Genomic DNA, 6,635 nt, shown 5'->3' on the forward strand with positions numbered 1-6,635 from the left:
AATTCCATTAAAAACGTTGTTGCGCTTTGCTCTAATAATATGACATACCGCTATTTTGGTAGAGTCGATAAAAGCAATGCCTGTTGGCTTACCGAATAAGGTTGTTAGATATGTATTTAAAGGGATAATAACCGATGGCATAACCTCAATGAACCTTGTATAACTCAACAGAGAAGGGAAATATGATTTTAAATATTTTGCTACATAGCCTAAGTAATAATTCTTAAAATCTCTGTAATGAGATTGATAAAAGCTAATAATAATGGTCATTATTTCAGAGTTACTCATGCGTTTAGCTCTTCGTCTTTTTATCTCACCATTGCTTATTAAACTAGCTTCCCATTCTGGAATAAAAACGTTACAAAAATCATCTACATCACAAAATAGTTCAATTAAATTATCCATGCCATCTTTTTCCTATCTGATTTTTCTAGTTAAAAGATCAGATCGTGGAACTGGCATTTAGTTCAATTTATTATTTTTATCTTCGGGTCCAATACCCCGCAGCTTGCTGTGTAAAGGCTTTTGACCTTAGAGTAGCCCAGATACCCCTCTTCGCGGAGCGAATTTTAGCCTAAGCGAAAAACCTTGGTGCGGGGTATTTCATTTTAATTCTTATCCCAAACTCAGGTTAGGTATGTAATTTAATGGTCTAAATTTGCGTAGGAAAAATGAGCGCGTTTAAGACGGAAGTTACAGAAAATGGTGACTTCCTTTACAAAACGCCCAACGCGGAAATAGTTTATTTTAACAAATAAAGACGATCAGTTAGTCAGTGCAATTGTGATTACCTACGACTTACTGAATTTTATGATTATCAACGTAAATAAATAGGCTGCTATCAATAACTTATTCACTCTAAATAAGTTATTGATAGCAGCCTTAGAAAGCGTTACTTATTTCGAATTTTGGTTAATCCGTTATTTTTACTGACTTGCCATCCCAAGAGAGTAAATATACCTCTTTACGCGCAGCACGTTGCGCATCCTCACCACCAATAATTAATACACCTTGATCAATAGTAAATGAAGCACCATACGCTAAACCATGCGGTAAATCGGTCGATTGCGACCATAAACCATCCTCTAATACATATGTTTCAGGATTAAATGCTTTACCAAAACCATTGTGAGCAAACATATTACCCTGCTCAAATGCACCTTTAGCACCGTGGAAGTTTGCACCACCGGCAACAATCGTCACCCCATTGCTTTTACCAGCAAAAGCGCCTGCAACTCCCTCCTGAACACTTTGGTTCGTTGGTTTTGGTAAGTCATGTAAACTTTTCCATGGTTGAACGGCACCAAACTCAAAGCGCTTAACTTCCGCAGTACGCAGACCCGGCTTGATTTCACCACTAATTATCGTTGCTTTCGCACCATCTGTAACCAATGCAGAACCACAATTTGCTAAATAAGGTGAATTAGCAACCTCTGTCCATAACCCCGTTTTAGGTGTGTAGCTAAGTACTTCTGAATTCCACTTATAATTAATGGGTTTCATGCCCATATAGTCATCAACGATTTTTTGCCATTTCTCAGGTTGCTCTTTTTTATTAGTCGCGTTGATATCTGCCAAGTATTGATCAAAGTAGTTTTTATTATAACCACCAAAAAATATCACTTGCTTACTATCAGGAGAGTACGACACAGAACCAAGTAAACCAACAGGAGTGATTGTATCAACTTTCCCCCATAAGTCGGAGTTAACATCATAGCGGTAAACCGTATCAAAAAGGATTGGTGCAGCATCATTTTTATTTTGCTTACCTGCACCACCAAAAATATAAATTTCGTTGCCTACAACACTTGCTGTTGCACCGTTACGTACTGGCCCAGAAAAGTCCGATTTTTTCTGCCATCCTTGTTTAATATCAGCAAGGTCTAACATATAAAATCCCTGTCCAGCAGAACCTAACCCCACATAAAGTTTATCGCCAACCTGCGCACTAATACCGCTCTTCATCGCAATAGGTAAATCAGGCCAATGATCATTGGCAAAAACAGAACTACTCAGTATTAGCGAAGCAGTGAGCAAAGGTGTAAAAAATTTATGCGTATATCGTTTCTTCATTATGTTAATTTCCTTATACAAATGACAGACGGCTAGCGTCCAGAGGGCAAAAATTGGCAAGGTAAACAATATTATTTGGCTATTTATCTAAAAAGGTAATCACTGACAATGATAATAAGGAATATTTATTTCCCTTTTTATTGCCATGATTAGCAATAAAAAAGGAAACTCTTGTCAGTTTGTTATGGGTAGAGCAGATTACAATCCATATCCCAGTACTAGCTGAGGTAAAAATAAAGTAATTTGAGGGAATATAGTGATTAATATAAGCACTATAAACAATGGAATAAGTAATGGGATAACCCCACGTGTTAATACATGGAATGGAATATTCCCTACTTTCGAGACAACATAAAGTGCCATGCCCATAGGGGGGGTTAATATGCCGATCATTAAATTAAGAATTGCCATTACCCCAAAGTGCACCGGGTCAATACCTACAGAGACAGCAACAGGGACTAAAAATGGAACAAGTAATAAAAGTAAAGCAAGGGATTCAATGAACGTACCCAAAAATAACAACAATAAGTTAATCATTAATAATATAACTAACGGATTTTCACTAATTGATAGGAATAATTCAGCTAGCTGCTGAGGTAGCTGTGCACGTGCAACAATCCAGCCAAAAACAGTCACCCCCATTACCATCAAAGCAACAACAGATGTTGTAGTCACAGTTTCTTTCAGCAGGTTAATTAATTCATTTACGTTCAATGTGCGATAAACAACAGTACCAAGAAAAAGCGCATACAGCGAAGAGACAATTGCCGCTTCAGTGGGCGTGAATTTACCTGAAAAAATACCACCAATAATAATAATAGGTGTTAATAAGGATAAAAATGCTCGCTGAAACGCAACAAACCGCTCTTTACGTGTTGCACGAGGCAGTACGGCATAACCACGTTTTTTACAGATAAAATAAGTCATAATACATAACGCAATACAGCACAATAATCCCGGTATTGCCCCTGCAAGAAACAAGGCCCCAATTGAGGTGCCAGAGACAACACCATAGATAACCAAAGGAATCGAAGGTGGTACTAATGGCCCAATAATACATGAAGCGGCGGTTAATCCACCTGCAAAGTCATCATCGTAACCAGCATCTCTCATTGACTTTATTTCCAACTGACCTAACCCACCCGCATCAGCCAGAGCAGAGCCAGACATACCAGAAAATAACAGGCTTGCCATAATATTTACATGCCCAAGACTCCCTGTGATATGACCAACCAAGGATTTTGCAAAATTAAAAATACGCTCAGTAATACCTGCGCTATTCATCAAATGGCCAGTAAGTACAAAGAATGGTACTGCAAGTAACGTAAAATTATTAAGGCCACCAACCATTTGCTGTGCAGCAAAGTTGATACCCGTACTGTCAGTCGCGATTAAGAAAACAAGGCCTACAAAAATCAATGAAAAACCAACCGGCATACCTGCAAATAACAGAGCTAACCAACCAACTATAGATCCAAACATAATATTTCCCTATCCTATAGAGTTACACGTTGATACAGGAGATGACTCAGTATTGCGCCATGCCTTTTGTACAAAATAAAGTTTTTGCATTTGCCTAATAAGCATAAAACTGCTACCTAGAGGTAATGCATAATTCATCCATGAACTGGAAATACCCAATGTAATGAGTTCAAAAAAAGCATTTCGTTGTACATATTCATAACCATAATGAATCATTGCACCAATGGTTATTAATACCAGCACTTCCAAAGTGAATAACAGGCTATAACGAATATTGCGAGGAAGTTTGTCAGAAAAAAAGATAATTTTAACGTGTTCATCTTTTTTAATACCAATAGCTGCACCTATGATAGCCATATGCAAAAAGATCACACGCGCAAGCTCTTCACTCCACAATGAAGGAGAGTCTAGTATCCCACGCGAAACGATTTGCCAAGTGAGAATGCCTAATAAGGCAACCATCATGGGAATAGTAATTATTTCTTCAATATTATCAATGATTTTACGAAACATTGCAGGTCCTATACTGGCCACCGTAATAGTGGCCAAAGTGTCATTAAATTTCAGTAATTTGCTTAATTACTAATTGGCCAAGTTTTTTCTCAAACTCTTTATAAACAGGTTTCATTGCTTCTCTGAAAGGTGCTAATTCAGGATAAGTAATTGTTACACCTTCTTTTTGGAAGTAACTAATTAGCTCTTTCTCTTGATTATTAACAAAACTCGTATGTTTTTCACCAGTAGACTTGACAGCCTTATTAATAATCTCTTTCTGTTTGTCAGAAAGTTTTGACCATCGAACTTCGCTAACTAAAATCATTTGGTCATTAAGAATATGATTGGTCATTGCTAGGTATGGTTGAACTTCATAAAATTTCATTGTGTTGAAGGTAGTTAGTGGATTCTCTTGTCCGTCTACCGCATTTGTTTGTAGTGCAAGATAAACTTCTGAGAAAGCCATTGGAGTCGGTGATGCACCTGAATACTTAGCAAAGGAAAGGTTTGCTTTTGCATTTGGCACTCTTAATTTTAACCCTTTAAAATCTTCAATACTTTTAAGAGGACGGTTTGACGAAGTTTGACGCGTGCCATTATACCATGTATCTAATGCTCGCCAGTTAAACTTAGTAAGCATCTCTTCTCGAATCTTTAGACCAAAATCAGAATTGAATATACGTTTACTATGAGCAAAATCTTTCACTACATAAGGTAACATCACAGCTTCTGCTCTTGGTATCCATAGACCCATTCGACCAAATTCAGCAAAAGTAAAATCAAGATCGCCCATTGTTACTTGTTGCAACATTGCACGGTCATCACCCAACTGAGCACCAGGATAAAGTAGAAGTTTCATCTCACCATCACTTAACTCTGCAATAGTATCAGATAATAATTTAGCCGAAGTATATTCAGCTGAGCCTACATTTGCTTGGAGCCCCATTTTTAATGTTGTCTCTGCATGGGCCACCATAGCAAATGATAGCGATAGTAATGTTAGCGTTAATTTTTTCATCTTTATTTCCATATGTTAATTAGTTGATATCGAATAACGAGTGATGCAATTTTCATTAAACTGTAGCTTAAATAGAACTATGTAAAAATAATTTCATTCTTCTTGTATAACAAAATAAATATCACTGATGCTTCCTTGTGAACTCAAATAAGTTCCTTAACTATCAGCTCAATGAATCTATACACCAGACTATAGTTCAAAATGGAGTTTTACTTCAATGACGAATGTAGGAAAATGTGATGGTGAGCATAAATCAATAACATTTGATGTAAAAAGCACTAAAAAAGAAATAGGGGATTAAATAAGGAGACCTTTGAAATGGAAGTAATACCAATTCCATTAATTAACTGGTCATATTAATCCATGATCTCGAACAAAGTGAAATGACTCAATCAGTATCACTTCTAAAATTATTCCAAGCGATGGAACACTTTTCTACAATGTCGTCGTAACCGTTAAAAGAGCGATTTGCAATTTCGTTTTGCCTCATCCATGACCAGATTTGTTCAATTGGATTTAGCTCAGGTGAATAAGGGGGAATATGAATAATACTGAGGTTTGGGAACGCTTCATCTAAATACTCTTGGTGCCAACTTGTACCATCTGTTTTGGTTGATGGGGGCATCAGATGGTCACGCTAAAAACTTTTCTATTTTCATTTTACCTGATGGACAATTTCAATTAACACCGTTTTATGATGTGTTATCAGTTTTCCCTGTTGCGAATAAAAAAGGGTTGAATATTCGCCAAGTAAAACTGGCGATGGGCTTGAAAGCAACGAAAGGTAAAAAGTATCATATTAATAAAATTTACCCTCGACACTTCGTTGAAACAGCAAAGCAAGTTGGATTTGAAACTGATAAAATGGAAAGTATACTAAGTGAGATTAAAGCTAGCACTGAGTAAATAATTATTGAGACTCAAGCTAAGTTAGCAGTGGATTTCCCTAACAATATATCAGAAAGTATATTTTCAGGGATGCTAACACAGCTTAAAAAGTTGTAAATTCAGTTTCAGATGTTGAATTTTTTCAACCCTAAAGCTCAGTTTATTTTCAACTATAAAATAAAAACCACTGTTACCTTTTGTGATCAAAAGGTGGCTAAAATTCTATTTCCCCGTTTAATTTGATCATAATAAGGCTTAAATGGTGTTGTGGTTTTTGATGGTTTTTATTGTTTTTCAGTAACTTGTGTTTATTTAGTGTTTAAGCCTTCCAAGCTGATAATTTTCAAGACCGTGACACAAGATTGAGCATGTAACTAATTGATATGAGAAAGCCTATACCCAAGCGACTTGATACTGTTTCGCATCTAGCTCATGACACTTCAAACTGCAAAATTGAAGGTTTGAAAATTGTCATTAATCCTACTCGTTAAAGCACTACCAATTTCGGGAAGGGTAAGGCTAAAAAACTCATTCATACTCTGTCGAAATTCTTTTGCTGTTGTAAAGTATTTATTGTTTCTTGCATATTCACTCATCACCTTCCACAGTCGCTCTATAGGATTTAAATTAGGACTATTAAGGAGGTAAATAGTGCAATTCAATACCCAACTCCTTAGCC

General features: G+C 36.5%; 6 protein-coding genes and 2 pseudogenes. 1 reads left to right on the forward strand and 7 read right to left on the reverse strand.

Features of this window, described 5'->3' with window-relative positions; translation table 11 throughout:
* The 6 genes and pseudogenes from G322_RS0116535 to G322_RS21945 all read right to left on the reverse strand — a co-directional run.
* Positions 1-405 (reverse strand): IS982 family transposase (locus tag G322_RS0116535; RefSeq protein ID WP_022942826.1); only part of this gene is annotated, 405 nt, incomplete at its 3' end.
* A 507-nt stretch (positions 406-912) separates the two neighbouring features.
* Positions 913-2,073 (reverse strand): N-acetylneuraminate epimerase, encoded by a 1,161-nt coding sequence (locus G322_RS0116540; protein WP_022942827.1) that lies wholly within the window; start codon positions 2,071-2,073, stop codon positions 913-915.
* A gap of 198 nt (positions 2,074-2,271) precedes the next feature.
* On the reverse strand, positions 2,272-3,555 hold the full coding sequence (locus G322_RS0116545; protein WP_022942828.1) for a TRAP transporter large permease: 1,284 nt from the start codon (positions 3,553-3,555) through the stop codon (positions 2,272-2,274).
* A 9-nt stretch (positions 3,556-3,564) separates the two neighbouring features.
* The gene (locus G322_RS24380) at positions 3,565-4,068 is read right to left on the reverse strand and encodes a TRAP transporter small permease (protein ID WP_022942829.1); all 504 of its coding nucleotides are present in this window, start codon (positions 4,066-4,068) and stop codon (positions 3,565-3,567) included.
* 43 nt (positions 4,069-4,111) lie between these two features.
* Positions 4,112-5,068 (reverse strand): sialic acid TRAP transporter substrate-binding protein SiaP, encoded by a 957-nt coding sequence (locus G322_RS0116555; protein WP_022942830.1) that lies wholly within the window; start codon positions 5,066-5,068, stop codon positions 4,112-4,114.
* A gap of 388 nt (positions 5,069-5,456) precedes the next feature.
* A pseudogene (locus tag G322_RS21945) lies at positions 5,457-5,672 on the reverse strand (transposase); the annotation flags it as partial.
* Between the two features lie 11 nt (positions 5,673-5,683).
* Between G322_RS21945 and G322_RS0116570 the strand changes: the two are divergent.
* A complete protein-coding gene (locus G322_RS0116570) occupies positions 5,684-5,974 on the forward strand; it encodes a HipA domain-containing protein (protein ID WP_022942831.1) in 291 nt (96 codons plus the stop codon).
* Positions 5,975-6,396: 422 nt separating this feature from the next.
* Here the strand turns inward: G322_RS0116570 and G322_RS23975 are convergent.
* Positions 6,397-6,635 (reverse strand): annotated as a pseudogene (locus G322_RS23975) (transposase); the annotation flags it as partial.

The sequence above is a fragment of the Psychromonas hadalis ATCC BAA-638 genome, from assembly GCF_000420245.1.
Lineage (GTDB): Bacteria > Pseudomonadota > Gammaproteobacteria > Enterobacterales > Psychromonadaceae > Psychromonas > Psychromonas hadalis.

Coding starts and splice junctions, on each gene's coding strand:
- G322_RS0116540 (WP_022942827.1), bottom strand. CDS start 2,073: ATGAAGAAACGATATACGCATAAATTTTTTACACCTTTGCTCACTGCT.
- G322_RS0116545 (WP_022942828.1), bottom strand. CDS start 3,555: ATGTTTGGATCTATAGTTGGTTGGTTAGCTCTGTTATTTGCAGGTATG.
- G322_RS24380 (WP_022942829.1), bottom strand. CDS start 4,068: ATGTTTCGTAAAATCATTGATAATATTGAAGAAATAATTACTATTCCC.
- G322_RS0116555 (WP_022942830.1), bottom strand. CDS start 5,068: ATGAAAAAATTAACGCTAACATTACTATCGCTATCATTTGCTATGGTG.
- G322_RS0116570 (WP_022942831.1), top strand. CDS start 5,684: ATGGGGGCATCAGATGGTCACGCTAAAAACTTTTCTATTTTCATTTTA.